Genomic DNA, 25859 nt, shown 5'->3' on the forward strand with positions numbered 1-25859 from the left:
CACCGCCATCACCGCTCCCCGTCGCCTCCTCGGTCTCGTCATCAACGCCGGCGGCCTCGCCGTCGGCATCGCGCATGGCCTGAGCCTGCTGCGCTGACGCGCCAGGCGAAGCCCGGCGTCAGTCGATGCGCGGCGGGCGGTCGTCGTCGAGCACCGCGTCGTCGCTTTCGTCCTTGAGCTGAACGCCGGTCAGGCCGCGGCGCAGCGCCTCGCGCACCAGCCAGCCGAGCTTGAAGGCGGCCGCCTCGTAGCCCAGGCCCTCCGGACGTACGTTCGAGATGCAGTTGCGCTGCGCGTCATGTCGCCCGCGTTGTGGTTCGTGGGTGAGGTAGATGCCCAGGCTGTCCGGGCTGGAGAGGCCAGGCCGCTCGCCGATCAGGATCGCGCCGAGGCGCGCGCCCAGGGCCTCGCCCACCTCGTCGGCCAGTGCGACGCGCGCCTGCGTCGCCACGACGACGGGCGCGATGCGCAGGTCGGTCGGCAACTGCGCGCGAAGGGCGGCCAGCAGCGGCCGCGCATGGCGCTCGATGGCCAACGACGACAGGCCGTCGCCCACCATCAGGCAGAGATCGCAGCCTCGTTCCGGACGCCCGCGCAGGGCCTCGGCGTCGGCCGGGTCCAGGCTGCGGCCCAGGTCGGGCCGGCGCAGGTAGGTGGCCCGGTCGGGCGCCTGGCTGCGGGCACGCAGGACGGACCAGCCGTCTTCTTCGAGCGACCGGGCGAGCGCGTCGGCGTCCAGCGCCGCATGGATGGCATCGCGCGCCATGGCATGCGCCCAGCCGAAGCGCAGCGTCTCGTCGGTGGGCATGCCGCTGCCGGCGCGGCCGAGGGCCAGCCGGGCGGGCGTGGCGGCGCGCCAGGCCTGCCAGGGGTCGGGCGTCACGGGCGGGGCAGATCGGTCTTCTGCTGGAGTAACCCGGGTAGAGGCTTGGGTCGGTTCGTTCGATGCGGTGCTCATGCGGCGGCTCCCAGAAGGCGCAGCCGCTGCATGCCCTGCTGCAGCATCGGTGCAGGCCCTGGCACCAAGCGGCCATCGGCACCGGTGATGCCCATGTGCTGAAGCCAAGCCTCGAACTCGGGTGCGCGCTTCAAGCCCAGGGTGTCGCGCAGGAACAGAGCGTCGTGGAAGGACGTGCTCTGGTAGTTGAGCATCACGTCGTCCGCCCCCGGCACGCCGATCAGGAAGGTGAGCCCAGCCGTGGCCAGCAGCACCAGCAGCGTGTCCATGTCGTCCTGATCGGCCTCGGCATGGTTGGTGTAGCAGACGTCGCAGCCGATGGGCAGGCCCAGCAGCTTGCCGCAGAAATGGTCTTCCAGCCCGGCGCGGATGATCTGCTTGCCGTCGAACAGGTATTCCGGCCCGATGAATCCCACGACGGTGTTGACCAGCAGCGGCCGGTAGCGCCGCGCCAGCGCATAGGCCCGCGCCTCGCAGGTCTGCTGGTCGACGCCGTGGTGCGCATTGGCCGACAGCGCGCTGCCCTGGCCGGTCTCGAAGTACATGACGTTGTCGCCCAGCGTGCCGCGGCCCAGTGCGCGGGCGGCTTCGCAGGCCTCGTCCAGCAGTTCGGGCGTGACGCCGAAGGAGAGGTTGGCCTTCTCGGTGCCGGCGATGGACTGGAACACCAGGTCCACCGGCGCGGCCCGTTCCATGAGCTTCATCGTGTTGGTCACATGGGTGAGCACGCAGCTCTGGGTGGGAATGGCAAAGCGCTCGATGACCTCGGCCAGCATGTGCTGCAGCCGCTCGAGCACCGGCAGACTGTCGGAGACAGGGTTGACGCCGATCACCGCATCGCCTGCGCCGTAGAGCAGTCCGTCCAGCGTGGAGGCGGCGATGCCGCGCAGGTCATCGGTCGGATGGTTAGGCTGCAGCCGGACGGCCAGATGGCCGGGAAGACCGAGGGTGTTGCGGAAGCGGCTGGTGACCCGGCACTTGCGCGCGACGGCGATCAGGTCCTGGTTGCGCATCAGCTTGGAGACGGCGGCCACCATCTCCGGCGTCAGCCCCGGCGCCAGCGCGGTCAGCGCCGCGGTGTCCGCCGCATCGGACAGCAGCCAGTTGCGGAAATCGCCCACGGTGCGATGCGCGACCGGTGCGAAGGCGGCCGCGTCATGGCCGTCGAGGATCAACCGCGTGATGTTGTCCTCTTCGTAGGGCACCAATGCCTCGCTGAGGAACTGCCTGAGCGGCGTGTCGGCCAGCACATGCCGTGCCGCCATGCGTTGCTGCGCGGTCGCGGCGCCGACCCCGGCCAGGTAGTCGCCCGAGCGCGCCGGGCTGGCGCAGGCCATCACTTGGCGGAGATCGTCGAAGTCGAAGACCTGATGCTGGATCGTCGTGCGGTAGCGCATGGGCGGTGTCGGTGGGCGAGGGGCCGGCCGTGGCGGGAGACCGACGCATGATCGCGCTTGCCGCCCGGCTGCCGGGTAGGACAAGCGATGCAGGTTCCGGGCCCGCGCTCGGCCTGACCTGCTGCGGCGGGGGCGCAGAGAGCGTCAGGGGCGCGGCTTATGATCCGCCGCTTTTCCACCTCGGGAGAGCCCATGACCATCGTTTCGCGTGCCCTCGGCGCCGCTGCCGCCACCCTTCTCTTCGCCTGTGGCGCTGTCCACGCCCAGAGCGCCGCCGTCACCACGCCCAGCGGCCTGGTCTACCAGAGCGTCAAGGAGGGCACCGGCCCCAGCCCCTCGGCGACCGACACAGTGCGGGTGCACTACCGCGGCACCTTCCCGGACAGCGGCAAGGAATTCGACAGCTCCTATGCCCGCAACCAGCCGGCCGAGTTCCCGCTCAACCGCGTGATTCCGTGCTGGACCGAGGGCCTGCAGAAGATGAAGGTGGGCGGCAAGGCCAAGCTGGTGTGCCCGCCGGCCATCGCCTACGGCAGCCGCGGCGCGGGTGGGGTGATCCCACCCAATGCCACGCTGAACTTCGAGGTCGAATTGCTGGGTATCCAGGGCCGCTGAGCCCCGGCGGCCCGCCGCCGTTCAGGTTCAGCGGCGGCCTGCGCGGCCCACCGCAAGCCGCAGCAGCGCCAGCAGGATCAACGCCGCGGCGCCCAATGCCGCGGCCGCCATGATCCAGAACGCCAGCGGCGAATGTTGCGCCGGCCTGGGCCCGAGGCCGTGGTAGGCCAGCCAGTAGCCGCCGCCCAGCCCCACGCCCCACAGCAGGGCGCAGTACACGAGCAGCGGCGCGACCGTGATGCGGAAGCAGCGCAGCACGAAGATGCACAGCGTCTGGGTCGCGTCGGCCAGGTGGTAGGCGGCGCAGGCCGCGAGCAGGCCCGCCGCCAGATGGGCCACGGCCGCCTCGCGCGTGTAGAACTGGACGATGGTGCCGCGCAAAGCCAGCAGCGAGCCGGCCACCATCAACGCGGCCAGCACCGCCATGCCCAGACCCTGCCAGCAGGCGCGCCGCGCCTGGTCCGGCCGGCCGGCGCCCATCCAGTAGCCGACCCGGGCGCTGGTGGCCAGGCCCAGCGAGAGCGGCACCATGTAGGCCACCGCGGTGAGGTTCGATGCGATCTGGTGTGCCGCCGTGGCCGTGCTGCCCAGGCGGGCGATGAACAGGGCCATGAAGGTGAAGGAGCTCACCTCCACCATCACCGACAGCCCCGCCGGCACCCCCAGCCGGGCAAAGGCGCCCAGTTGCGGCCAGTCCGGCCGCTCGGGCCGGCGCCAGAGGCGATAGGGTTGGTATTCGGGGCGGTGGCGCAGCATCAGCACCGCAACGGCCAGCATCAGCCAGTTGACGGTCAGCGTGCCGAGTGCGCAGCCCATCAGGCCGAGTGCGGGCACGCCCAGGCCGCCGAAGGTCAGCCAGATCGACAGCGGCACCTTGACCGCCAGCGCGCCGACCTGCAGCCAGGTGACGAAACTCGGCCGGCCGATGGACTGGTTCAGGGTGGCGTAGATGCGAAACAGCAGCGCCGCCGGCAGGGCCGCGGCCAGCACGGCCAGGTACTGGCCGACCGCGCCCCGCATGGCGGGCGGCACCTCGGTCCAGGCCAGCAGCGGGCCGGGCGACAGCAGCAGCGTCGCGCCGACCGCCGTGGTGGCCGCGCACAGGTACAGCGCCTGCCGCACCGAGCGGCCCATGGCCTCGCGCCGGCCGGCCCCGTGCAGCTCGGCCCAGACCGGCAGCAGCGCCTGCAGTGTGCCGGTCAGCGCCACGAACACGCTGATGAAGATGGCCGCACCGATGGACAGCGCCGCCAGCGCATCCTGGTCGAAGCGGCCGGCGACCACGGTGTCGGTGACGCCGAAGGCCATGGTCGCCATCTGGCCGACCAGCACCGTGCCGGCGTGGCGGGCGATGAGGCGCCGCTCGCTCACTGCGGTGCCTGCCGGCGGAACAGCAGCAGGTCGTCGCTGGGGCTGGTGGGCCGGCGGAAGGTGCCCTCGAAATGCCAGTCGGCCATGCGGACCCGGTTGGGCAGGCTGAACAGGTAGTCCGGATGCACCAGCAGCCAAGTGCACCGGCTGCCGTCGGCCAGCGGTTGCAGCGCCACGCGGCCGTGGTGGCGCAGCGCGGCGATCTGGGCGCGGTTGAGGCCGAGCTCGTCTACGCAGCCGGGCTGCGCGCCCATGCGTTGCGAGAGGGCGCGCACCTGCGGCTCGTAGCTGCGGGCGTAGTCGAGCAGCGGCAGCCACAAGGTCATCAGCAGCAGCCAGCACAGCGCGGCGCCGCCGGCGGGCAGGGCCATCGTCTTCCAGAGCGCGGCGCGGTGTCGCCCGGTGCGCCAGCGCACCAGCCAGGCCCAGGCGATGGTGGCGGCCAGCGCCAGACCGAAGCCGATCCAGGAGAAATCGGGCACGAAGCCCGGCGCCAGCCGGTACACATTGGCGGCGGGTTTGGCCGGCACGCCGGTGTGCAGCGAGATCCAGTACACCCAGATGAACAGCGCCACGCCGCTGAAGAAGAGCAGGGTGAACCAGTCGATCAGCGCCGAGACGCTGCGCCGGAAGGTGGGCAGCGCGAAGGCCGCCAGCGTGGCGAAGGCGGGCAGACCGATCAGCAGGGAGCGTTCGCCGAAGTCCGTGAAGATGGTCGAGAACGAGGCCGCCAGCATGAAGCCCAGGGGCAGCGCCACGTGCCGGGCCGTCAGTTGCCGGCGCCAGCGCCACAGCGTCCAGATCGCCAACGGCCAGGCCGGCCAGGTGAACCAGAGGAAGAGCTTGAGCAGGCCGCGCGCCTCGGCGATGAGGCGCTCGTTGGGGTCGCTGCCGGGCAGGGAGAGGTTCCAGTGGAACTGGCCCAGGGCAGCCGCCACGGCTGCCCCGATCAGTGCCAGGGCGGCCAGGCCGAAGACGCCGGTGCGGTCGTACACCGGACTGGCGTCGCCGTCGGGCTCGCGCTGGCCGAGCAGCCATTCGCGGCAGGCCAGCACCGCGCAGCCACCGCTCAGGATCAGGCCCATGGAGGGCGCACCGCTGAGCGACAGCCCCAGCGTGCCGATGCCGAAGGCGGTGAGGGGCGCTGCGCGCCGATAGGGCAGCGCAGCGGCGCCATAGAACAGCAGCGAGGCAAAGAAGAGCTGTGCCAGCGCCGGCGTGGTTTCATGGCCCAGTTGGGCCAGACCCAGGCTGGCGATCAGTGCGAGCAGCCCGCCATCGGCCACCGCGCGCGCATAGTCCGTCGGCCGGGCCTCCCCGCCGAAGGCAAAGGCCACCGGCTGGGCCCGCGGCGTCCGTGCCAGGTAGTACACGGCATACCAGGTGGCGGTGAAGGTGCACCACAGCATCAGCGCGAACACGATGCGCACCGCCAGGTCGGGCGGCAGCCACGAGGGTGAGAGCTGGATCGCCCAGGCCCCGATCCAGTAGGGCAGCAGGGCCGGAATCTCCGGCCGCAGGCCCAGCAGCAGCGGGTCGAGCCAGCGTGCCAGGCCGCCGCCCTCGGCCAGCGCCGCCATGTAGCCGAAGGAGGCGACATCCGCACTCTTCCACGGCCCCCGGCCCAGCAGGCCGGGCATCAGGTAGGCGGCACACAGCAGCAACAGCGCCGCCCGGGGCAGGCGGCGCACGGCGTTCTGGGCAACGATGGCGGGATTGGGGGGGCTCAATGCGCGGGGCTCACGGTCTGGCGGGCGGGCGTGCGGCCCGGATCATCGGGCGGCGCATGGGGGAAAAAACAAAGGGCAGCACGGAGATCCGGGCTGCCCTCGGTGCACCGCACGGGGCGGCGCTGTGTGCAAAGACGGCTTACTTGGAGGACAGCGCGGTCTTGCCGAACTTGTTGCGGAACTTCTCGACGCGGCCGCCCATGTTGTCCACCGACTTCTGGGTGCCGGTGTAGAAGGGGTGCGACTCGCTGGAGGTGTCCAGCTTGTACAGGGGGTATTCCTTGCCTTCGAAGGTCTCGGTCTCGCGCGTGTTCACGCAGGAGCGGGTGACGAACTTGAAGCCGTTGGACAGGTCCAGGAACAGGACTTCGCGGTAGTCGGGATGGATGCCTTCTTTGGCCATGGTGATTCCTTGAGCGTCGATGCGGGAGCCACTGTGCACAACCATCGTGCCAGCACTTGCCGCGAAAAGCCCTCGATTCTAGCGCGGCAGTTCACAGAGCGCCAGTGCAGGGCGCGCTCGGCCGCTCAGGCTTCCACCACGCCGCACCAGTCGACGATGAACTGCGCCATGGCGGCCGTCACGCGCTGCATGCTTTCGAGGGAGACAGCCTCGTCGATGCCGTGGATGTGGCGGGCCACGGGCCCGTAGTTGGTCACCGGGATGTCGCTCATCAGCCGAAAGTGCCGGCCATCAGTTGTGGCCGTGCAGGCGAGGCGCGCAGGCGGCTGACCGACGATCTTCTCGTGGGCGTCGGCCAGCGTGCGCATGGCGGGCGCCTCCAGGTCGTAGACGCAGCCGGGCGAGCGGTGGCCGCGTGCGTCGATCTCGACCATCAGCGCCGGGTTGAGCGCGTGGGCCTTGGCGCGGATGCGGGCACCGACCTGGGCCTCTACGTCCGCCGGGTCCATGCCGGGGTAGTAGCCGATCCGCAGACCCAGCGTGCAGGAGCAGGGCACGGAAGAATTCCATTCCCCGCCGTCGATCCGGCCCAGGTTGAAGTTGACCGGATGGGCCACGTCGGCGAAGGCGGGGTGGCGGTTCTCGGGACGGTTCCACTCGGCTTCCAGCTCCTTCAGGTCGGCCATGATCGCCATCGCCGCCTCGATGGGGTTGAGCCCCTGGCCCATGTAGGCGACGTGGGCCGGCCGCCCGGTCAGTGTGACGAACAGCCAGCTCACGCCCACCTGGGCGCTCATCAGCGTCTCGCCGAATGGCTCGGGAATGATGACGGCGTCGAAGTCGTTGAGCTTCGCCTTGGCCCGGGCGGTCTGCAGCGCGTGCAGAGTCGCGAGCGTGCCGTTGCCGGTGTTCTCTTCGTCCAGCACGGCGTTGAGGCCGACGGTGCCGGCCGGGGTGAATCCCAGCGTGCGCAGCAACTGGAGCGCGGCCAGCGCGCAGACGATGCCGCCCTTCATGTCGCCGGCGCCGCGGCCATACAGCCAGCCGTCCTCCACGCGCGGCACGTAGGGGCCGGTGGTCCACAGCGATTCCGGGCCGGTCGGCACCACGTCCAGGTGGCCGTTGAAGAGCACCGAGCGGCCTTTGGAACCCGTGGGTGGCAGATGGCGGGCGAGCAGGTTGTGCCGGCCGCCGTCCGGATCGCAAGGGCAGGAGAACAGGGCCAGGCCCTCGATCTGCCGGCTGTCGAGCACGATGCGCTCGCAGTCCAGGCCCATGTCCTGCATCAGGCGTTCCAGGAAGTCGGCAGCCGGTTGCTCGGCGCCGGAAGGGCTGGGCGCAGCAACAAAGGCGCTGAGCGTGTCGATCATCCAGGGCGTCAGGGCCTGGGCCGCGTCGCGCAACTGCGCGGGCGTGAGGGGAGAAGCCATGGGGAAGTCCGCTTTCAAAGTCGGGCGAGCACGTCGTCGAGGCTCTGCACCAGCAGGTCGGCATGGGCGCGCTCGAAAACCAGCGGTGGGCGCAGCTTGAGGATGTGGGCCGCCTCGGCCGTGGCGCTGAGCAGCACGCCGGCCTGGCGCAGGCCGTTGACCACCCGCGCAGCCTCGGCCGTGGCGGGCGTGCGGCGGGCGCGGTCGGTGACCAGTTCGACGCCGATGAACAGGCCCGCGCCACGCACCTGGCCGATCAGCGCGTGCTTCTCGCCCAGTTGTCGCAGACCGGCCATCAGGTATTGGCCTACCGCCTGCGCATTGGCCTGCAACGCGCCTTGCTGGAGCACATCGAGCACGGCACTTGCCGCTGCCATCGACACCGGATTGCCGCCGAAGGTGTTGAAGTAGCGGCACTGCCGGCCGAAGGCCGCCATCACCTCGGGCTGAACGGCCAGGCCCGCGACCGGATGCCCATTGCCCATCGGCTTGCCCATCGTGACGATGTCCGGGACCACGCCGTGCCGCTCGAAGCCCCAGAAGGCCTCGCCGGTGCGTCCGAAGCCGGGCTGCACCTCGTCGGCGATGAACACGCCGCCGGCCTCGCGGATCGCGGCCACGGCTTCCTGCAGGAAGCCGCGCGGGCCGGTGAAGATGCCATCGCTGGAGAAGACCGTGTCCACCAGCAGCGCCGCCGGCCGGATTCCGTCGGCCTGCAGTTCGGCGATGGCGCGCCGCACGCCGTCGGCGAAATGGCCGCCCAGCGTTTCGGCGTCCAGGTCGTCGCCATCGGGCGGGGGCACGGTGCGCACCGCCCGGCCCAACTGCACATAGCGGCCCAGCGAGGGCGAGGCCTCGGCCAGGCTGGCGGTGACGCCGTGGTACGCGAAGCTCGTGATGATCACGCCCTCGCCGCCGGTGTGGGTGCGGGCGATGCGCAGGGCCAGGTCGTTGGCCTCGCTGCCGGTGCAGGTGAAGACGGCATGGCCCAGTTCGGCGGGCATCGTCGCCAGCAGGCGCTCGGCATAGTCGAGCACCCCCTCGTGCAGGTAGCGCGTGTGGGTGTTGAGCGTGGCGGCCTGCCGCGCGATGGCCTCGACCACCTGCGGATGCGCATGGCCCACGCAGACGACGTTGTTGTAGGCGTCAAGGTAGCGGCGGCCCTCGGCGTCGAACAGCCACACGCCTTCGCCGCGCACCGGGTGCAGCGGCTCGTCGTAGAACAGTCGGTAGCTGGGGCCGAGCAGTCGGGCGCGGCGTTCGATCAGGTCGGCAGTGGTTGTCGGCATGGGCAGGCGCCTCGGGGTGTGTCAGGGGCAGGCGTGGCGCAGCGCGTCGTCGAGTGCAGTGGCAGGCAGGGCAGCCAGCGCCGCCAGCCGCGCCCAGGAGGCGCCGTTGTTGCGCAGCAGGTACGCCGCATTGGCCGGCTCGCGCGCCGCCCGCCAGCCGCTGATGGCGACCACCATGGCCAGGCGCGTGGCGACCAGGAGCGGCAGCAGCGTCCGCTCTTGCGTCGAAAGCGGCGTGACCGCGTGGTACGCCCCGGCGAAGGCCGCGATGCTCTCGGCGGGCGCCTGCGCATCGAGCTGGTAGGAGGCCGCGACCGCCAGGTCCACGATGCGCGGCGCGGCGACCATGTCGCCGAAGTCCAGGATGCCGACCAGGCGCCCGGGTGCCTGCGGGTCCACCAGCAGGTTGGAGGGGTTGAAGTCGTTGTGGATGGGCTGGCGCGGCAGTGTGCGCAGCACCGGCAGCGCGTCGGCGGCAAAGCGGTCCAGCGCCGCCTGGGCGAACGCGCGGCGGGCGGGGTCGTCCACATGCGCCAGCAGGCTGCGGGTGCCGAGGGCGCGTTGAAGGTCCCAGGGCAGGGGCAGTTCGCCCGCGGGATGGGACAGGCCGGCGAGGGCGGCATCCAGCCGGGCGAGCAGCGCGCCCGCGTGGGCGGCCCGGTCCGGGGCGGGCGGGGCCTTGGGCAGGGGCAGGCCTTGCAGGTAGCTGAAGAGGCGGACGACGCGGGGGGCGTCGCCCAACACGGTGTCCACCGCAGAGAACGCGCCGCTGCGCATGGGCAGGAGGCGCTGCACCGGCAGATCGGGCGCCGTCGTTGCAAGGTGCAGCAACGCCTTCGTCTGGAAGTCGGCGACGACGGCGCTTTCGACCGGGTGCGACACCTTGAGCATGCAGGGCGCGCCGCCATCCGCAGGCTGGACCAGGAAGTTGGCATCGCGCTCGCCGCCCAGCGGCGTCAGCGTTCCGCTCAGTCCGTAGTGACGCTGGAGCAGGCGCGTGGCCTCGTTCAGATCGACCGGCGCGGGCGGCGCGCACAGCACGGCGGCTTCGGGCAACTGCTCGAAAGCGTCGTCTTCGCTCCCAGTCCGTTCGGGCTGAGCCTGCCGAAGCCGGGTCACATCGGCCGGCGCGCCGTTTCGCCCTTCGACAGGTTCAGGGCGAACGGATCGAGCGCCGTCGGGCGCGCCGGGCGCAGGGCGGACGGGTTGGGAGGTCGGTGGCGCTTGCAGACTCATGCCGCCGCCTCGAAGCCGCCCAGTGCGCTGCGCAGGTTGGGCCCCAGGTCGGGCGACAGGTAGCCGCCTTCCTGCACCAGCACGGTGGGCACGCCCAGCCGGGCGATCTCGCCGGTGATGCGGGCAAAGCCCTCGGTGCTGACGGCCAGCGCCCGGTAGGGATCGTGCTCGTGGGCGTCCAGCCCCAGCGCCACCACGACGGCGCCCGGCGCATAGGCGCGCACCGTGTCGAGGGCATGCCGCAGGGCGACGAGGTAGGCCTCGGTGTCGGTGCCGCGGGCCAGTGGCACATTCAGGTTGAAGCCCAGCCCATCGCCCTCGCCATGCTCGTGCGCATGGCCGGTGAAGAAGGGCGTGCAGAAATGCGGGTCGCCATGCAGCGAGACGGTGAGCACGTCGCGCCGCCGCCAGAAGATGCCCTGGGTGCCGTTGCCGTGGTGCACGTCCACATCGACGATGGCCACGCGGTCGAAGCGCTGGCGCAGGTGCTGCGCGGCGATGGCGGCGTTGTTGAGGTAGGTGAAGCCGTTCGCCCGGTCGGCATAGGCATGGTGGCCGGGCGGGCGGCACAGCGCATAGGCGGCGCGCTCGCCGTCCAGTACCAGTTGGGCCGCATGCGAGGCCGTGTGGGCGGACCACACCGCCGCCTCCCAGGTGTGCTGGCCCACCGAGCAGGCCATGTCGCCCAGGTGGTAGCCCGCCTGGCCGACCAGGCTGTCGGGGTAGGTGAAGGGCTGGCCCGGGAAGGGATGCACGTTGGGGATCACCTCGAAGGAGGGATCGTCCAGCTGCTGCCAGCGCGCCCAGGCCGTCTCCAGGAATCGTAGGTACTGCGGCGTGTGGATGGCAGCGCGCGGGCCCGGGCCATGGTCCTCGGGCGCGATGACCTCATGGCCCTGTTCGTGCGCGGCCTGCAGCAGCAAATGAGCGCGCTCGGGCTGCTCGTTGCTGCGCTTGAATTTGCCGCGCACGATGAACTGCTGCGGATCGTGGCCGACGTGGCGGTCGCTGTAGATGACTTTCATGGGCGGTGGACGTCGGTGCGGTGAGGGTCGAGGGAAAAGCGCGTTCGTTCAGCGCGTGGCCAGCCGCAGCCGCGAGACATGCTCGCGTGCGTCCTCCAGGTGGAAGCGCAGCGCCTGTTCCACGGCCGGCGCGTCGCGGCGGCGCAGGGCGTTGGCGATGGGTTCGTGCGTCTGGGCCAGCGAGGCCGGGTCGCCATAGCTGTCCTCGGTCAGCGCCAGGAACATGCGCACCTCGTTGACCATGTTGGAGAAGAGCTGCTGCAGGTAGTCGTTGCCCGACAGGGCGCAGAGCGCGGCATGGAAGTCCAGGTCCAGCGCCACGCGCTCGGCCTGGCTCAGTGTGGCGGCGCGGGCGACCATGTCGTCCACGCGGCCCGCCATGGCATCGAGCTGCGCGTCGCTGGCGTGGCGGCAGGCCAGCGTGGCGCCCATCACCTCCAGCGTGATGCGCACGGCATAGAGGTCGTCGATCTGCTTGGTGCTGACCGTGCGCACGGTGAAGCCATGGCGAGGGCGCGAGACCAGCAGGCCCAGGCTTTCGAGCCGGCGCGCGGCCTCGCGCACGGGCGCGCGGCTCACGCCCATCTGGCGGGCCAGTTCGGCCTCGACCACGCGGTCGCCGGGGCCGATGCGGCCTTCGAGAATGGCCCGCTGCAGCTCGGCCTGGATCAGCCCGACCAGGTCGGGCGCCTGGATCGAGGCGAAGGCGGGGGCGGATGTGGGCAGGGCGGCGTTCACGCGGTCTCCGGATGTCGTTGTCGTGGCGTTGCGGCGGATCGTGCCAGATACACCCCGGCCACCGCGATGCAGGCCATGCCCGCCATCGCCAGGCCATCGGGCGGGCGATGGAACCAGAAGGCGCTGATCAGCACCGCCAGCAGCAACTGCACATAGTTGAGCGGCGCCAGCGTCGAGGCCTGGGTGCGCCGGAAGGCCGCCAGCAGCAGCAACTGCGCGCCGCCGCTGGCCAGGCCGCCCGCCAGCAGCACCAGGGCCTGCGGCCAGGGCGGCACCTCGACGTCCTCCGAAAGTGCCGTCAGCACCAGCGTGACGGCCAGGCAGACGAAGGCCGCATGCGCGAACTGCACCGGTGCCGGCACCACCCCCGACAGTCGGCGCGTGAAGATCTGGAACAGCGCATAGCCGGTGGCCGACACGGCCATCAGCAGCGTGCCGGCCAGCGGGAGGTCATGTCCCGGCCGGACGATCAGCAGCATGCCCGCAAAGCCGCCCGCCACGGCCAGCCACTGGGCACGGCGCACCCGCTCGCCCAGCAGGCTGGGCGCCAGCGCCACCATCAGCAGCGGCGCCGTGAAGTAGATGGCGGTGGCCTCGGCCAGTGGCATGGTCACCAGCGCCGTCATGAAGCAGGTGGCCACCAGGGCCAGCATGCTGCTTCGCGCCAGCAGCAGGCCCTGGTGCGGCTGGCGCCAGAAGCGCAACTGGCCGTGGCGCAGCAGCAGCCCCAGGCCCACGGTGCTGATGCAGACGTAGCGCGACAGGTTGACGACCACCGGCGCATGGCTGGCGACCATCTGCTTGGCGAAGGCGTCGTAGAAGGCGAAGAGCAGCAGCGCGCCCAGGAAGAGCAGCACACCCGCCCCCGGCCCGTGGCGCCAGTCGGGCAGCGGCGCGGCCGTGGCGGGCAGGGCGCTCATCGGCAAGACCTTTGCACCGCTTGCGGCTGGGCCTGACGGGCGATCACGGATTCAGCCCGGCCAGCAGCGCCGCCAGCCCCGGGCCGAGCGCTTCGACCATGTAGCCGCCTTCCTGCACGATCACCGTCGGCAGGGCCAGCGCGCGCAGGCGCTCGCCGATGGCGCGGTAGGCGTCGAAGTCCAGGCGCAGCACGCTGATCGGGTCGTCGCGGTAGGTGTCGAAGCCCATGGGCAGCACCAGCGCCGCGGGAGCGAAGCGCTCGATGGCCGCCACGGCCTCGTCCAGCGCCGCGATGAACTCGGCATTGCCGCTGCCGTGGGCCAGCGGCAGGTTGAGGTTGAAGCCCTCGCCCGCACCCGCGCCACGCTCGTGCGCATAGCCGGTGTAGAAGGGAAAGTAGCCCGCTGGGTCGGCATGGGTGGAGACGGTCAGCACCTCGGCGCTGGCATAGAAGATGTTCTGCGTGCCGTCGCCGTGGTGCGCGTCCACGTCCAGCACGGCCACCTTGCCGAAGTGCTGGCGCAGCGCCTCGGCCGCCACGGCGCTGTTGTTGACGTAGCAGAAGCCGCTGGCGCGGTCTTGGTGCGCATGGTGGCCCGAGGGCCGGCACAGCGCATAGGCCAGCCGCTCGCCACCGGCCACGGCCATGGCCGCCGCATGCGCGGTGTGGGCCGAGCGCAGGATGGAGCGCCAGCTGTGCGGCCCCAGCGGCGAGGCGAGGTCGCCCACGTAGTAGCCGGTCTGCGCCAGCAGCGAGGGGCTGGGGCAGGGCGGACGTCGCTCGCCGGGCGCCACGCCGTAGTAGGGCGACAGGTTGGGCAGGACCTCGATGCCGGGCTCCAGGCCCGGGCGGCCGAGCTTCTGCCAGCTTTCGTAGGCGGCGGACAGGTAGTCCAGGTAGTGCGGCGCATGCACGGCCTCCAGCGGCGCACGGCCGGCCTCGGGCGGCGAATACACGGGGATGCCCTGCGCCAGCAGCGTGGCCTGCAGCGCCTCGGCGCGCGCGGGCAGGTCGGCCGGCTTGTGGATGCGGCCGATGCGCATGTACTGCTGCGGCTGGTGCAGCAACTGGTCGGGGCAGAAGAAGGCCTGCATCGTGGTGTCCCGCTCAGAGCGTCTTCTCGAAGCGGTCGAGCGCGCGACCCAGGCGGGCGAACATCTCGTCCATCTCGGCCGGCGTGATGATGAGCGGCGGGCACAGGGCCACGGTGTCACCCATGGCGCGCACGATCAGGCCTTCTTCCTGGGCGTACTGGGCCACCTGGTAGCCGGCCTTCAGCGCCGGGTCGAAGGGCGTGCGCGCGGCGCGGTCGGCCATCAGCTCCAGCGCGCCAATCAGACCCACGGCGCGCATGTTGCCGACGATGCGGCGCTCGGCCTGCACGGCCAGGCCTTCGGCGAAGCGCGGCGCGAGCTCGCGGGTGCGGGCCAGGATGCCTTCGTCTTCGTAGACCTTGAGCGTCTCCAGCGCCACGGCCGCGGCCACGGGATGGCCCGAGTAGGTGTAGCCATGGCCGAAGGTGCCGATGCGGCCGCTGTTGGCGGCCATCGCCTCGTGGATCTGCTGCGACACCATCACGGCCGAGATCGGCACGTAGGCCGAGGACAGCGACTTGGCGCAGGTGAGGATGTCCGGCCGCATGCCGAAGGTGGTGGAGCCGAACATCTCGCCCGTGCGGCCGAAGCCGCAGATCACCTCGTCGGCCACCAGCAGCACGTCGTACTTGCGCAGCACGGCCTGGATCTTCTCGAAGTAGGTGGGCGGCGGCACGATCACGCCGCCCGCACCCATCACCGGCTCGGCGAAGAAGGCGGCCACGGTGTCGGGGCCTTCGTTCAGGATCAGCTGCTCAAGCTCATTGGCGCGGCGGGTGGCGAAGTCCTCGGTCGATTCGCCCGGCAGCGCGTCGCGGTAGTGGTGCGGGCTGCCGGTGCGCAGGATGCGGGCGATGGGCAGGTCGAAGTCCGAATGGTTGGCCGCCAGGCCGCACAGGCTGGCTGAAGCGACCGTGACGCCGTGGTAGGCGCGGTCGCGGGCGATGATCTTCTTCTTGGCCGGCTTGCCGATGGCGTTGAAGTAGTACCAGATCATCTTCACCGCCGAGTCGTTCGCCTCGGAGCCCGAGTTGGCGAAGAACACCCGCGCCATCGGAACCGGCGCCAGGGCCAGCAGCCGCTCTGCCAGCTGCGCCGCGGCTGGATTGCTGCGGTGGTTGAAGGTGTGGTAGTAGGGCAGCGTCTTGAGCGCATCGATGCCGGCCTGCACCAGCCGCGGATGGCTGAAGCCCAGCGAGGCGCACCACAGGCCGGACATGCCTTCGATGTAGCGGCGGCCGGACTCGTCCTCCACATGGATGCCGTCGCCGCGCGTGATGAGCAGCGGCTCCACCTGGCCGTGGGTGGCGAGGTTGGTGTACGAGTGCAGGTGGGCCGCGACGTCGGCGGCGGCGTTGGGGGTGCGTGCGTTCATGGTCGGGTCTCTGGTGTTCAGTAGCCGCGTCGGAGGTCGACGGCGACCTGGGCAGCCTGGCCGGCGCGGATGCGTTCCAGGTTCAGGCGGGTCTGCCGCGCGATGACGGCCGGCTGGGTGCGGGTGGCGATGTGGGGCGTGACGAGGATGCGCGGGTCGCGCCAGAAGGGGTGCTCCGGCGGCAACGGTTCCTGCACGAAGGCGTCCAGCGTGGCGGCGCCGAGGTGGCCGGCGTCCAGCGCCGGGATCAGGTCGGCCTCGACCAGGTGGGCGCCGCGGCCCACGTTGATCAGGTGCGCGCCGCGCGGCAGCTGCGCGAAGAGTTCGCGGTTCAGGATGCCCGTGGTCTCGTCGGTGAGCGGCAGCAGGCACACCAGCGTGTCGCAGCCGGCCAGGAACTCGGCCTGCTGCGCCTGTCCGTGGAAGCAGTCCAGGCCCTCCGGTACCTCGTGCGGACTGCGGCTCCAGCCACGCACGTTGTAGCCCAGGGCCATCAGGGCACGGGCGCAGACCAGGCCCAGCGTGCCCAGGCCGGCGATGCCGACACGGTGCGCGCGCGGCGGCTGGATGGGCGCTTCTTCCCAGCGGCCGGCGGCGGCGCTGGCCAGGTAGCGGCCCATGTAGCGCTGGCCGTGGATCACGGCCCAGGTCACATAGGCGGCCATGCCCGAGGCCATGTCGGTATCGACGATGCGGCACACCGGAACGTCGGGCAGGGCGGCATCGGCCGTGAGGTGGTCGATGCCGGCGCCCACGGACTGGATCAGCGACAGCCGGGGCATCTGGGCCATCAACCCCGCCGGCGGGCACCAGCAGACGGCGGCATCGATGGCGTCCAGCGGGCCCAGGTCGGCCATGGTCCGCAGTTCGGCATCGGGGAACTCGGCGCGGAAGGCCGGCAGCAAGTAGCCGAGGTCGAGGTTGGCGCTCAGGAAGGCGAGGGTGGTCAACGCGAAGTGTCCTTTTCAGCCGTGAGGCGCGGCACCGCCTCGATCAGCATGCGGGTGTAGGGATGCTGCGGATCGGTCAGCACCTGCGCGGCCGGGCCGTATTCGACGACGGCGCCGCGCTGCATGACGGCGATGTGGTCGCACATCTCGCCGGCCACCCGCAGGTCGTGGGTGATGAAGACCATCGCCAGCCTGAAGCGCTCGCGCACCTCGGCGAAGAGCTGCAGCACCTGCGCCTGCACCGAGACGTCCAGCGCCGACACGGGCTCGTCGGCCACCAGCAGTTCGGGCTCCATCGCCAGCGCGCGGGCGATGCCGATGCGCTGGCGCTGGCCACCGCTGAATTCGTGCGGATAGCGCTCTGCCGCCTCGGGGCCCAGGCCCACCAGGCGCAGCAGTTCCAGCGCGCGGGCCATGGCCTCGGCCTTGGGCACGCCCTGGGCAATCGGGCCTGCCGCCAGCGTGGGGCCGATGCGGTGGCGCGGATTGAGCGAGGCATACGGGTCCTGGAAGACCATCTGCACCTTGCCCTGGGTCTGCCGGCGCATGGCCGCGCCGGAGAGCAGGCTCTTGCCCTTGAACAGGATGCGCCCGCTGTCGAAAGGCTCCAGCCCCACGATGCAGCGCCCGACGGTCGACTTGCCCGAGCCCGATTCGCCCACCAGCCCCAGCGTCTCGCCGCGGCGCAGCTGGAAGCCGATGCCCTTGGCGGCCTCGACCCGGCGACCCTTGCTGAAGAAACCGCCGCCGCTCACATAGGTCTTGCGCAGGTCCTGCACCTGCAGCACGTAGTCCTCCTGCGTGCCGGTGGCCGGCTCGCGCAGGCGGCCCTGCGGGATGGCGGCGATGAGCTTGCGGGTGTAGTCGTGCTTCGGGTGCATCAGCACCTCGTGCGCCGGGCCGGATTCGACGGCCACGCCGGTCTGCATCACGACCACGTGGTCGGCGATCTCGGAGACCACGCCGAAGTCGTGCGTGATGAAGAGCAGCGCCGTGCCCTTGCGCTGCTGCAGTTCGCGCATCAGCGTGAGGATCTGCGCCTGCGTGGTCACGTCCAGCGCCGTGGTCGGCTCGTCGGCGATCAGCAGGCGCGGCTCCAGCAGCAGCGCGCAGGCGATCATCACCCGCTGGCGCTGGCCGCCCGAAAGCCGGAAGGGGTAGCTGTCGATGAGCAGTTCGGGGTCGGGCAGGCCCACGTCGGCCAGCGCGGCGACGATGCGGCGGCGCTTCTCGGCCGCGGGCAGCGTCATGTGCGAATCGAAGACCTCGGCCAGTTGTTCGCCGATGCGCATCACCGGGTTGAGCGCGGTCATGGGCTCCTGGAACACCATGCCGATGCGCCGGCCGCGCAGCTCGCGCATCTGCGCCTCGGTGAGCGTGAGCAGGTCGGTGCCCTCGAACAGGATGCGGCCGGCCACCGGCGCCACATGCGGCCTGGGCAGCAGCCCCATGATGGCGTTGGCGATCATGGACTTGCCGGAGCCCGACTCGCCCACCACGCACAGCGTGCGGCCGGGCAGCAGCTCGAAGCTGGCGCCCTTCACGGCAAGGGCACGGTCGCCGCCGGGGGGCAGGCAGATGTCCAGGCCTTCGACGCGCAGCACCGGCGCTTCGGGTTCCATCTCGGGCAGTGGCTTGAGCAGGGCGTTCATCGGGTGCGGCCTCCCAGCCGGGTGTTGAGTCCGTCGTTCAGGCCTTCGCCCACCAGGTTCAGCGCCAGCACGGTCAGCACGATGGCCACGCCGGGAAACACCGCCATCCACCAGGCCTGGCGCAGCACGGTGCGGGCGGTGCCGACCATGTAGCCCCAGCTCATCTGGTTGGGGTCGCCCAGGCCCATGAAGCTCAGGCTGCTCTCCAGCAGGATGGCCGAGGCGATCATCAGCGAGGCCATCACCACGATGGGCGAAGTGGCGTTGGGCAGGATCTGCGTGAGGATGATGCGCGGCGTGGACTGGCCCGCCAGCTGCGCCGCCGCCACGAAGTCGCGCTGGCGCAGCGTGAGGAACTCGCCGCGCACCAGCCGCGCCACCGGCGGCCACGAGACGAGCGCGATGGCCGTGACGATGGAGCCCACGGAGGGCTGGAAGATCGCCACCAGCACCAGGGCCAGCGCGAAGCTCGGCACCGCCTGGAACAGCTCGGTGAAGCGCATCAGCGCCGCGTCGATCCAGCCGCCGAAGTAGCCGGCCACGGCGCCGAGGCCCACGCCGATCAGCAGCGACACCACGGTGGAGACCACGCCGATCAGCAGCGAGATACGCGCGCCGCGCACCACGCCCGAGAAGATGTCGCGCCCCATGGTGTCGGTGCCCATCAGGAAGCCGGCCTCCTGCCCGGGCCGCAGGAAGGGCGACTGCACCATGTCCCAGGGGTCGTTGGTGGCCAGCAGCGGCCCGAAGGCCACCATCAGTGCCAGCAGCACCAGTACCACGAGGCCGAAGACCGCGCCCTTGTTGCGGCAGAAGCGCCGCCAGAAACCGGAGTTGTTCATTGCCGTGGGCTCCTCGTCGGCGTCACAGCCGGATGCGCGGGTCGACCAGGGTGTAGACCAGGTCGGTGATCAGGTTGAACAGGATGGCCATGGCGGCCGTCACCAGGAAGCAGCCCAGCAGCAGGTTGTAGTCGCGCTGCAGCAGGGCATCGAACATCAGGCGGCCGATGCCGGGCCAGGCGAAGACGGTCTCGGTGAGCACCGCGCCGCCGATCATGCTGCCGGCCTGGATGCCCGCCAGCGTGACCACCGGCAGCAACGCGTTGCGCAGGATGTGCGCGCGCTGGATGCGGCCGGGCTTCACGCCCTTGGCGCGGGCGGTCTTCACGAAATCCATCTGCGCGACTTCGAGCATCGAGGCGCGCGTCATGCGGGCGTACACGGCCATGAAGAACAGGGCCAGCGTGAGCGAGGGCAGCACCAGGTGCTGGGCGATGTCCCAGGCCAGGGAAAGGCCCGAGAGGCCCGAGCCCACCGTGATGTAGCCGAAGCCCGGCAGCCAGTTCATCTGCACGGTGAAGAGCAGCACGGCCATCATGGCCAGCCAATAGAGCGGCGTGGCATAGAAGACCAGCGCGACCACCGTGATGGCGCTGTCGAGCCAGGAGCCCGCCTTGCGCGCCGCCAGCGCGCCCAGCACCACGCCGAAGATCAGCGACAGCACGAAGGCGCTGCCGGTGAGCAGCAGCGTGGCCGGCAGCCGGTCGGCAATGAGCTTGGCCACCGGCTGCTGCTGGCGGTAAGAGAAGCCCAGGTCCAGCCGCACGACATGGCCGAGGTAGGTGGTCAGCTGCGTGCTTAAAGGCTGGTCCAGCCCGAACTCGCGGCGCAGCTGGCTGACGAACTGGGCGTCGGAGGCGCCGGCCTCGCCGGCCATCACCGACACCGGGTCTCCGGGCGCCGCCCGCACCAGCATGAAGTTGACGGTGGCGATCAGCACCAGGGCCACGAGGCCCTGCGCCACCCGGGTGAGCATGAACTGCAGGCGTTTCATGGGTGCGTGCGCGGCGTGGTCAGGCGATGGAGGCGCGGCCGAGGCTGTCGTTCAGGCCGATGCCGGAGCTCACGGGGTTCTTCACCTTGCTGCGGTAGAGCGTGGGGAAGTTGATCTCGTGCAGCCAGGCCACGGGCGCTTCCTCCAGCAGCAGCTTCTGCACCTCCAGGTAGATCGCCTTGCGCTTCTCGGGGTCGGCCGCGACGGCACCCGCGGCGAAGAGCTCGTCCACCTTGGGGTTGGAGTAACCCTCGACGTTGTTGAAGGGCGAGCCCTTGGCGATGTTGCTGCTGGTGTAGTTGCGGGCCACGCCCAGGGCCGGGTCGCCGTACTGGTACACGTAGGTGAAAGCCAGGTCGTAGTCCCACTCGTTGAGGCGCTGGTTCCAGCCGGCCACGTCGGTGGGCGTCATCTCGATCTTGATGCCGGCCTGGCCCAGGTGCTGGCGCACCATCTCGGCCTGGCGCTGCCAGGTCTCGCCGTAGGGCAGGGGCAGCAGGCGCAGGGTCTCGCCCTTGTAGCCGGCCTCGTCGAGCAGCTTCTTGGCCTTGGCGATGTCGCGCGGGTACTTCGGCACGTCGTCGCTGTAGAACTTGATGTGGCTGTTGAAGGGGCCCGTGGCAGCCTTGGCGTAGCCCTGCCAGGCCACCTTGGCGATGGCGTCGCGGTCGATGGCATGCATCACCGCTTGGCGGAACTTGACCTTGTCCATCGGCGCCTTGCGGTTGTTGATCCACAGCCAGGAATGGGGCGCGAAGAACTCCCAGCCCTTGGTCGTGACCTCCACGCCGGGCAGCTTGGCCAGGCGGGCCACGTCGAAGTACTCCACCGAGCCACCGGGGGCGATGTCGATCTTTCCGGACTCGAAGGCCGCGGCGCGCGAGGCCGCATCGGGAATGACGTGGAAGTACACGTTCTCCACCTTGGGCACGCCCGGCTGGTGGTACTGCTCGTTGGCCACCAACTGGATGTAGGAGCCCTTGACCCATTCCTTGAACTTGAGCGGACCGGTGCCGATGGGCGTGGCGTTGGCCGGGTTGGTCAGGAAGTCGGTGCCGTCGTAGATGTGCTTCGGGATCATCGGCATGGTGCCGGTCTCGAAGATGCCCATGAAGGGGCCGAAGGGCTGCTTGAGGGTGAACTCCACGGTCAACGGGTCCAGCGCCTTGATGCTCTCGATCTGCTGCAGGCTGGCGCGGAAGCGCGCATGGGTCTTGCGCAGGAAGACGTCGGCCGAGAACACCACGTCGGCCGAGGTGAAGGGCTTGCCGTCGTGCCACTTCACGTTGGGCTTGAGCTTGAAGGTGTAGACCGTGCCTTCCTTGTTGGCGGTCCACGAGGTGGCCAGCAGCGGCTGCGGGTCGAGCTTCTCGTCGTAGCGCAGCAGGCCTTCGTAGATGTTGCCGGCGATCATCTGCGTGGGGCCGTTCTGCACGATGCCCAGCATCAGGCCCGGCGGCTCGGGCTGCACCAGCACGTTGATGGTGCCGCTACGCTTTTCCTGCGCCAGCAGGTGCAGCGGCACGCCCGCGATGGAGACGCCCAGGCCGGTGGCGCCCAGTTGGATGAGTCGACGACGTTGCATGTCAGGCTTCCTTTCAGTCAGCGCAAGTTGGCGTTGGTGGGGGATGGGGTCAGTCGCGGAAGGAGGCGGTGGCCGTGGGCTGCTCCAGCCGCTGCAGCAGGGCGCGCCATTCGCGCGCATCGGGGTCGGCGGCGCCGGGCAGGCGGTTGCTGTCGCCGCTTTCGTACTGGCGAGCCGTGAGTTCGCAGACTTCCTCAGGCACGGGGTGGATTGGCTGGCCGCTGGCCTGGATGGCCAGTTGCACGCGGCAGGCACGCTCCAGGTTGTGCATCAGGATGAAGGCCTCGGCGACCGTGCGGCCCAACGTCACCAGACCGTGGTTGCGCAGGATCAGCACGCGGGCCGTCGGTCCCAGGTCGGCGATCAGGCGCTCGCGCTCACCATGGTCGAGCGCGATGCCTTCGAAGTCGTGGTAGACGACCCGGTTGTGGAACTGCAGCGCCCACTGGTTGCAGGGCTGCAGCCCGCAGGCGAGCGAGGACACGGCCACGCCGGCCACGGTGTGCGTATGGAGCACGCACATCGCGTCGTGGCGCGCCATGTGCACCGCGCTGTGGATCGTGAAGCCGGCGGGGTTCACGTCGTAGGGCGAGGGCTCCAGGATCCGGCCCTCGGTGTCGATCTTCACCAGCGACGACGCCGTGATGTCCCGGAACAGCATGCCGAACGGGTTGATGAGGAACTGGTCCTCGGCACCCGGTACGCGCGCGGAGATGTGCGTGTAGATGCTGTCCTCCATGCCGTAGTGAGCGACCAGCCGATAGGCGGCGGCCAGGTCCTCGCGCACCTGGCGCTCGGCATCGGAGAAGGTCTTGGGGGTCAGGTCCTGCATCAGCATCACAACGCTCCGTCAATTACTGTCAGCTGTCGACAGATGACATTACGCATGATGCGTGCCAGATTGCAGATCCTTGATTTCCCTCAGTACGGGCACGAAAAACCGGGTCTGGTCGGGCGCGATGCGCCGCGCCTGGTGCATCCGCGCACCTGCAAGAAGCGCACGCACCAATGAAAAACGCCGCGCGAAGGGCGCGGCGTCATGAGGACGGGGGGATGGTCGGCGGCTCAGCCGCCGCGGCGCATCATGTCGAAGAACTCGACGTTGGTCTTGGTGGCCTTCATGCTCTTGAGCACCATCTCCATGGACTCGATCTCGTCCATGTTGTACATGAACTGGCGCAGGATGCGGGTCTTCTGCAGCACTTCAGGCGCCAGCAGGAGTTCTTCGCGGCGGGTGCCCGAGCGGTTGAGCTGGATCGAGGGGAACACGCGCTTCTCGTACAGACGGCGGTCGAGGTGAATCTCGCAGTTGCCGGTGCCCTTGAACTCTTCGAAGATCACTTCGTCCATGCGGCTGCCGGTGTCGACCAGCGCGGTGCCGATGATGGTGAGCGAGCCGCCTTCCTCGACATTGCGGGCCGCGCCCAGGAAGCGTTTGGGGCGCTGCAGTGCGTTGGCGTCCACACCGCCGGTCAGCACCTTGCCGGAGGAGGGCACGACGTTGTTGTAGGCACGGGCCAGACGGGTGATGGAATCCAGCAGGATCACCACGTCCTTCTTGAGTTCGACCAGCCGCTTGGCGCGCTCGATGACCATCTCGGCCACGTGCACGTGGCGGGCGGCGGGCTCGTCGAAGGTGGAGGCGATCACCTCGGCCTTGACCGAGCGCTGCATCTCGGTCACTTCTTCCGGCCGCTCGTCGACGAGCAGCACCATCATGTGGATCTCGGGGTAGTTGGCGGCGATGGCGTGGGCGATGTGCTGCATCATCACCGTCTTGCCGCTCTTGGGCGGCGCCACCAGCAGTGCGCGCTGGCCCTTGCCGATGGGGGCGATGATGTCGATCACGCGGCCGGTGATGTTCTCTTCGCTTTTGAAGTTGTCGCGCTCCAGCTTCATCTGCTCCTTGGGGAACAGTGGCGTGAGGTTCTCGAACATCACCTTGTGCTTGTTCGCCTCGGGCGCGCCGTCGTTCACCTTGTCCAGCTTGGTCAGCGCGAAATAGCGCTCGCCGTCCTTGGGGATGCGCACCTCGCCCTCGATCATGTCGCCGGTGTGCAGGTTGAAGCGGCGCACCTGACTGGGGCTGATGTAGATGTCGTCGGTGCTGGCCGTGAAGCTGGTGTCGGGGCTGCGCAGGAAGCCGAAGCCGTCCGGCAGGATCTCCAGCACGCCGTCCGCAAATACCTGCTCGCCGGCCTTCGCCCGCTTCTTGATGATGGCGAACATCAGCTCCTGCTTGCGCATGCGGCCGACGTTTTCGATCTCGAGCGCTTCGGCCTGCTTCAGGAGTTCGGAGACGTGCAGTGCCTTGAGTTCGTTCAGGTGCATGGAATGGCCCCGCGGGCGGAGATGCTTGGTGACGGTGGGAGAGGAGGGGGGCTTGCGTCAGGGCGAGAGAGATGCCCCGGAAGCCTTGGACTCGAACCGTGCCCTTGTGTTGGGGCCGGCGAATGGCAGGAATTATGACAGGAAAAAACAAAGGCCGGCGCAAGGATGCGTCGGCCTTTTCATTTGGGGCAGAAGGCGATCAGGCGAGCTGCTGATCGATGAAGGCGGTGAGCTGTGCCTTGCTCATGGCGCCGACCTTGGTGGCGGCGAGCTGGCCGTTCTTGAACAGCATCAGCGTGGGGATGCCGCGGATGCCGAACTTGGCGGGGATCTCGCGGTTCTCGTCCACGTTCATCTTGGCGATCTGCAGCTTGCCGTCGTAGGTGTTGGACACCTCGTCCAGGATGGGCGCAATCATCTTGCAGGGGCCGCACCATTCGGCCCAGTAGTCGACCAGCACTGGCTTGTCGGACTGCAGGACGTCGGCTTCGAAGGAGGAGTCGGAGATGTGCTTGATGAGTTCGCTGGCCATGATGTCTGCCTTGCTACTTACACGATGAAGAGGATGCTCGCAGGGAGCGGCGAAAGATTGATTTCATTGTGACAGAAAGCCCTGTGCGGCGCGGCAGCCCGCGGCTATGCCGCCGATAGCCGAAACCCTGCGGACGCGACAATGCCGCCAATGACCAAGCTATCGAATGTGGCCGTGATCGGCGGTGGCCCGGCCGGCCTGATGGCGGCCGAACGCCTCGTCGCCGCGGGCTGCACCGTCGACCTGTACGACGCCATGCCCTCCGTGGGCCGCAAGTTCCTGCTCGCCGGCCGCGGCGGCCTCAACCTCACCCATTCCGAGCCCTTCGACGCTTTCGCTTCGCGCTATGGCGAGCGCCGCGCGCAGGTCGAGCCGCTGCTCAGGTGCTTCGATGCCGATGCGCTGCGCGCCTGGACGCACGCACTGGGCATCGAGACCTTCGTCGGCACCTCGGGCCGCGTCTTCCCACGCGAGATGAAGGCCGCTCCGCTGCTGCGCGCCTGGCTGCACCGGCTGCGTGCGAGCGGCGTGCGCCTGCACATGCGGCATCGCTGGACGGGCTGGCAGGACGACGGTGCGCTGCGCTTCGACACGCCGCAGGGTGGGACGACGGTGCGTGCGGATGCACTCATCCTGGCCTGCGGCGGCGCCAGCTGGCCGCGGCTGGGCTCGGACGGAGCGTGGGTCGGTCCGCTGGCCGCGCGTGGCGTCACCGCCGCGCCGCTGCGGCCGGCGAACTGCGGCTTCGACGTGGCCTGGACATCCTTCTTCGCCGAGCGCTTCGCGGGCCAGCCGCTCAAGTCGGTGGTGCTCGACGTGCGGGACCGCGACGGCCGCCACTTCCGCCGCAAGGGCGAATTCGTCGTGACGTCCACGGGCGTGGAGGGCAGCCTGGTCTATGCCGCCTCGGCTCTGCTGCGAGACGAGATCGCGGCCGCCGGCCAGGCGGCCGCCACGCTGGACCTTCTGCCCGACTGGACGCCCGAGCGCGTGCTGGCCGCAGTGGCCCATCCGCGTGGCAGCCGCTCCATGGGCAGCCATCTCAAGAGCCGGCTCAACCTCGATGGCGTGCGTTCCGCGCTGCTGCACGAGGTGCTGGACAAGGCGGCCATGCAGGACGCCGCACGCGTGGCCGCGACGCTCAAGGCCTTGCCGCTGACCCTGCTGCGGCCCCGCCCGGTCGACGAGGCGATCAGCACTGCTGGCGGCGTGCGTTTCGACGACCTGGACGAAGGGTTGATGCTGCGCGGGCTGCCCGGCGTCTTCTGCGCCGGCGAGATGCTGGACTGGGAAGCGCCCACCGGCGGCTACCTGCTCAACGCCTGCATGGCCAGCGGCCTCGTGGCGGCGGAAGGCGCCTCGGCCTGGTTGCGGCGCCAGGCCTGACCTG

The 25859-nt window shown here is 69.9% G+C and carries 23 protein-coding genes; 2 read left to right on the forward strand and 21 right to left on the reverse strand.

Annotated features, from left to right (window positions below; all coding sequences use genetic code 11):
* Positions 1-118: 118 nt before the first annotated feature.
* Together eutC and KBC94_RS27395 are read right to left on the reverse strand one after the other, a co-directional pair.
* A complete protein-coding gene (eutC, locus tag KBC94_RS27390; protein ID WP_294378229.1) occupies positions 119-958 on the reverse strand; it encodes an ethanolamine ammonia-lyase subunit EutC in 840 nt (279 codons plus the stop codon).
* The gene (locus KBC94_RS27395; protein WP_294378231.1) at positions 955-2355 is read right to left on the reverse strand and encodes an ethanolamine ammonia-lyase subunit EutB; all 1401 of its coding nucleotides are present in this window, start codon (positions 2353-2355) and stop codon (positions 955-957) included. Before KBC94_RS27395 ends, eutC begins: the two co-directional genes overlap by 4 nt.
* 192 nt (positions 2356-2547) lie before the next feature.
* Between KBC94_RS27395 and KBC94_RS27400 the strand changes: the two genes are divergently transcribed.
* On the forward strand, positions 2548-2970 hold the full coding sequence (locus KBC94_RS27400) for an FKBP-type peptidyl-prolyl cis-trans isomerase (protein WP_294378233.1): 423 nt from the start codon (positions 2548-2550) through the stop codon (positions 2968-2970).
* A 27-nt stretch (positions 2971-2997) separates the two neighbouring features.
* On the opposite strand, the gene KBC94_RS27405 is transcribed toward KBC94_RS27400, so the two are convergent.
* From KBC94_RS27405 to trxA, 19 genes are all read right to left on the reverse strand, one after another.
* Positions 2998-4341: an MATE family efflux transporter gene (locus tag KBC94_RS27405; RefSeq protein ID WP_294378234.1), complete on the reverse strand. Its 1344-nt coding sequence runs from the start codon at positions 4339-4341 to the stop codon at positions 2998-3000.
* The gene (locus KBC94_RS27410; RefSeq protein ID WP_294378236.1) at positions 4338-6071 is read right to left on the reverse strand and encodes a hypothetical protein; all 1734 of its coding nucleotides are present in this window, start codon (positions 6069-6071) and stop codon (positions 4338-4340) included. Before KBC94_RS27410 ends, KBC94_RS27405 begins: the two co-directional genes overlap by 4 nt.
* A gap of 139 nt (positions 6072-6210) precedes the next feature.
* Positions 6211-6474: a type B 50S ribosomal protein L31 gene (locus tag KBC94_RS27415; protein ID WP_076504690.1), complete on the reverse strand. Its 264-nt coding sequence runs from the start codon at positions 6472-6474 to the stop codon at positions 6211-6213.
* 125 nt (positions 6475-6599) lie between these two features.
* Positions 6600-7904 carry an ArgE/DapE family deacylase gene (locus KBC94_RS27420; protein ID WP_294378253.1) on the reverse strand — a complete coding sequence of 435 codons (1305 nt, stop codon included), beginning with the start codon at positions 7902-7904 and terminating at the stop codon, positions 6600-6602.
* A 14-nt stretch (positions 7905-7918) separates the two neighbouring features.
* Positions 7919-9193 (reverse strand): aminotransferase class III-fold pyridoxal phosphate-dependent enzyme, encoded by a 1275-nt coding sequence (locus KBC94_RS27425; protein WP_294378256.1) that lies wholly within the window; start codon positions 9191-9193, stop codon positions 7919-7921.
* A gap of 21 nt (positions 9194-9214) precedes the next feature.
* Positions 9215-10249 (reverse strand): phosphotransferase, encoded by a 1035-nt coding sequence (locus KBC94_RS27430; protein ID WP_294378259.1) that lies wholly within the window; start codon positions 10247-10249, stop codon positions 9215-9217.
* A gap of 176 nt (positions 10250-10425) precedes the next feature.
* Positions 10426-11454, reverse strand: coding sequence for a histone deacetylase family protein (locus KBC94_RS27435; protein ID WP_294378260.1), 1029 nt, complete (start codon positions 11452-11454; stop codon positions 10426-10428).
* Between the two features lie 48 nt (positions 11455-11502).
* Positions 11503-12192: a GntR family transcriptional regulator gene (locus KBC94_RS27440; RefSeq protein ID WP_294378263.1), complete on the reverse strand. Its 690-nt coding sequence runs from the start codon at positions 12190-12192 to the stop codon at positions 11503-11505.
* Positions 12189-13112, reverse strand: a complete 924-nt coding sequence (locus KBC94_RS27445; protein WP_294378265.1) for a DMT family transporter — start codon at positions 13110-13112, stop codon at positions 12189-12191. The genes KBC94_RS27440 and KBC94_RS27445 overlap by 4 nt, the downstream gene beginning before the upstream one ends.
* A 43-nt stretch (positions 13113-13155) precedes the next feature.
* Positions 13156-14208 carry a histone deacetylase family protein gene (locus KBC94_RS27450; RefSeq protein WP_294378268.1) on the reverse strand — a complete coding sequence of 351 codons (1053 nt, stop codon included), beginning with the start codon at positions 14206-14208 and terminating at the stop codon, positions 13156-13158.
* Between the two features lie 13 nt (positions 14209-14221).
* Positions 14222-15583 (reverse strand): aspartate aminotransferase family protein, encoded by a 1362-nt coding sequence (locus KBC94_RS27455; protein WP_294378270.1) that lies wholly within the window; start codon positions 15581-15583, stop codon positions 14222-14224.
* A 17-nt stretch (positions 15584-15600) separates the two neighbouring features.
* Entirely contained in the window at positions 15601-16533 is a 933-nt protein-coding gene (locus KBC94_RS27460; RefSeq protein ID WP_294378274.1) for a glyoxylate/hydroxypyruvate reductase A, read from the reverse strand.
* Complete coding sequence (locus KBC94_RS27465) at positions 16530-18185, reverse strand: ABC transporter ATP-binding protein (RefSeq protein ID WP_294378276.1); 1656 nt, start codon at positions 18183-18185, stop codon at positions 16530-16532. The genes KBC94_RS27460 and KBC94_RS27465 overlap by 4 nt, the downstream gene beginning before the upstream one ends.
* The gene (locus KBC94_RS27470) at positions 18182-19027 is read right to left on the reverse strand and encodes an ABC transporter permease (protein WP_294378279.1); all 846 of its coding nucleotides are present in this window, start codon (positions 19025-19027) and stop codon (positions 18182-18184) included. Before KBC94_RS27470 ends, KBC94_RS27465 begins: the two co-directional genes overlap by 4 nt.
* Positions 19028-19049: 22 nt before the next feature.
* Positions 19050-20021 carry an ABC transporter permease gene (locus KBC94_RS27475; RefSeq protein WP_294378281.1) on the reverse strand — a complete coding sequence of 324 codons (972 nt, stop codon included), beginning with the start codon at positions 20019-20021 and terminating at the stop codon, positions 19050-19052.
* Positions 20022-20040: 19 nt separating this feature from the next.
* Positions 20041-21606, reverse strand: coding sequence for an ABC transporter substrate-binding protein (locus KBC94_RS27480; RefSeq protein WP_294378284.1), 1566 nt, complete (start codon positions 21604-21606; stop codon positions 20041-20043).
* A 49-nt stretch (positions 21607-21655) separates the two neighbouring features.
* Complete coding sequence (locus tag KBC94_RS27485; RefSeq protein WP_294378286.1) at positions 21656-22444, reverse strand: class II aldolase/adducin family protein; 789 nt, start codon at positions 22442-22444, stop codon at positions 21656-21658.
* A 227-nt stretch (positions 22445-22671) separates the two neighbouring features.
* Positions 22672-23937 (reverse strand): transcription termination factor Rho, encoded by a 1266-nt coding sequence (gene rho, locus KBC94_RS27490; RefSeq protein ID WP_017757832.1) that lies wholly within the window; start codon positions 23935-23937, stop codon positions 22672-22674.
* A gap of 199 nt (positions 23938-24136) precedes the next feature.
* Positions 24137-24469 (reverse strand): thioredoxin TrxA, encoded by a 333-nt coding sequence (gene trxA, locus KBC94_RS27495; protein WP_017757831.1) that lies wholly within the window; start codon positions 24467-24469, stop codon positions 24137-24139.
* Between the two features lie 150 nt (positions 24470-24619).
* Between trxA and KBC94_RS27500 the strand changes: the two genes are divergently transcribed.
* A complete protein-coding gene (locus KBC94_RS27500; protein ID WP_294378291.1) occupies positions 24620-25855 on the forward strand; it encodes a TIGR03862 family flavoprotein in 1236 nt (411 codons plus the stop codon).
* Positions 25856-25859 lie beyond the last annotated feature (4 nt).

The sequence above is a fragment of the Pseudacidovorax sp. genome (assembly GCF_017991995.1).
GTDB lineage: Bacteria > Pseudomonadota > Gammaproteobacteria > Burkholderiales > Burkholderiaceae_C > Xenophilus.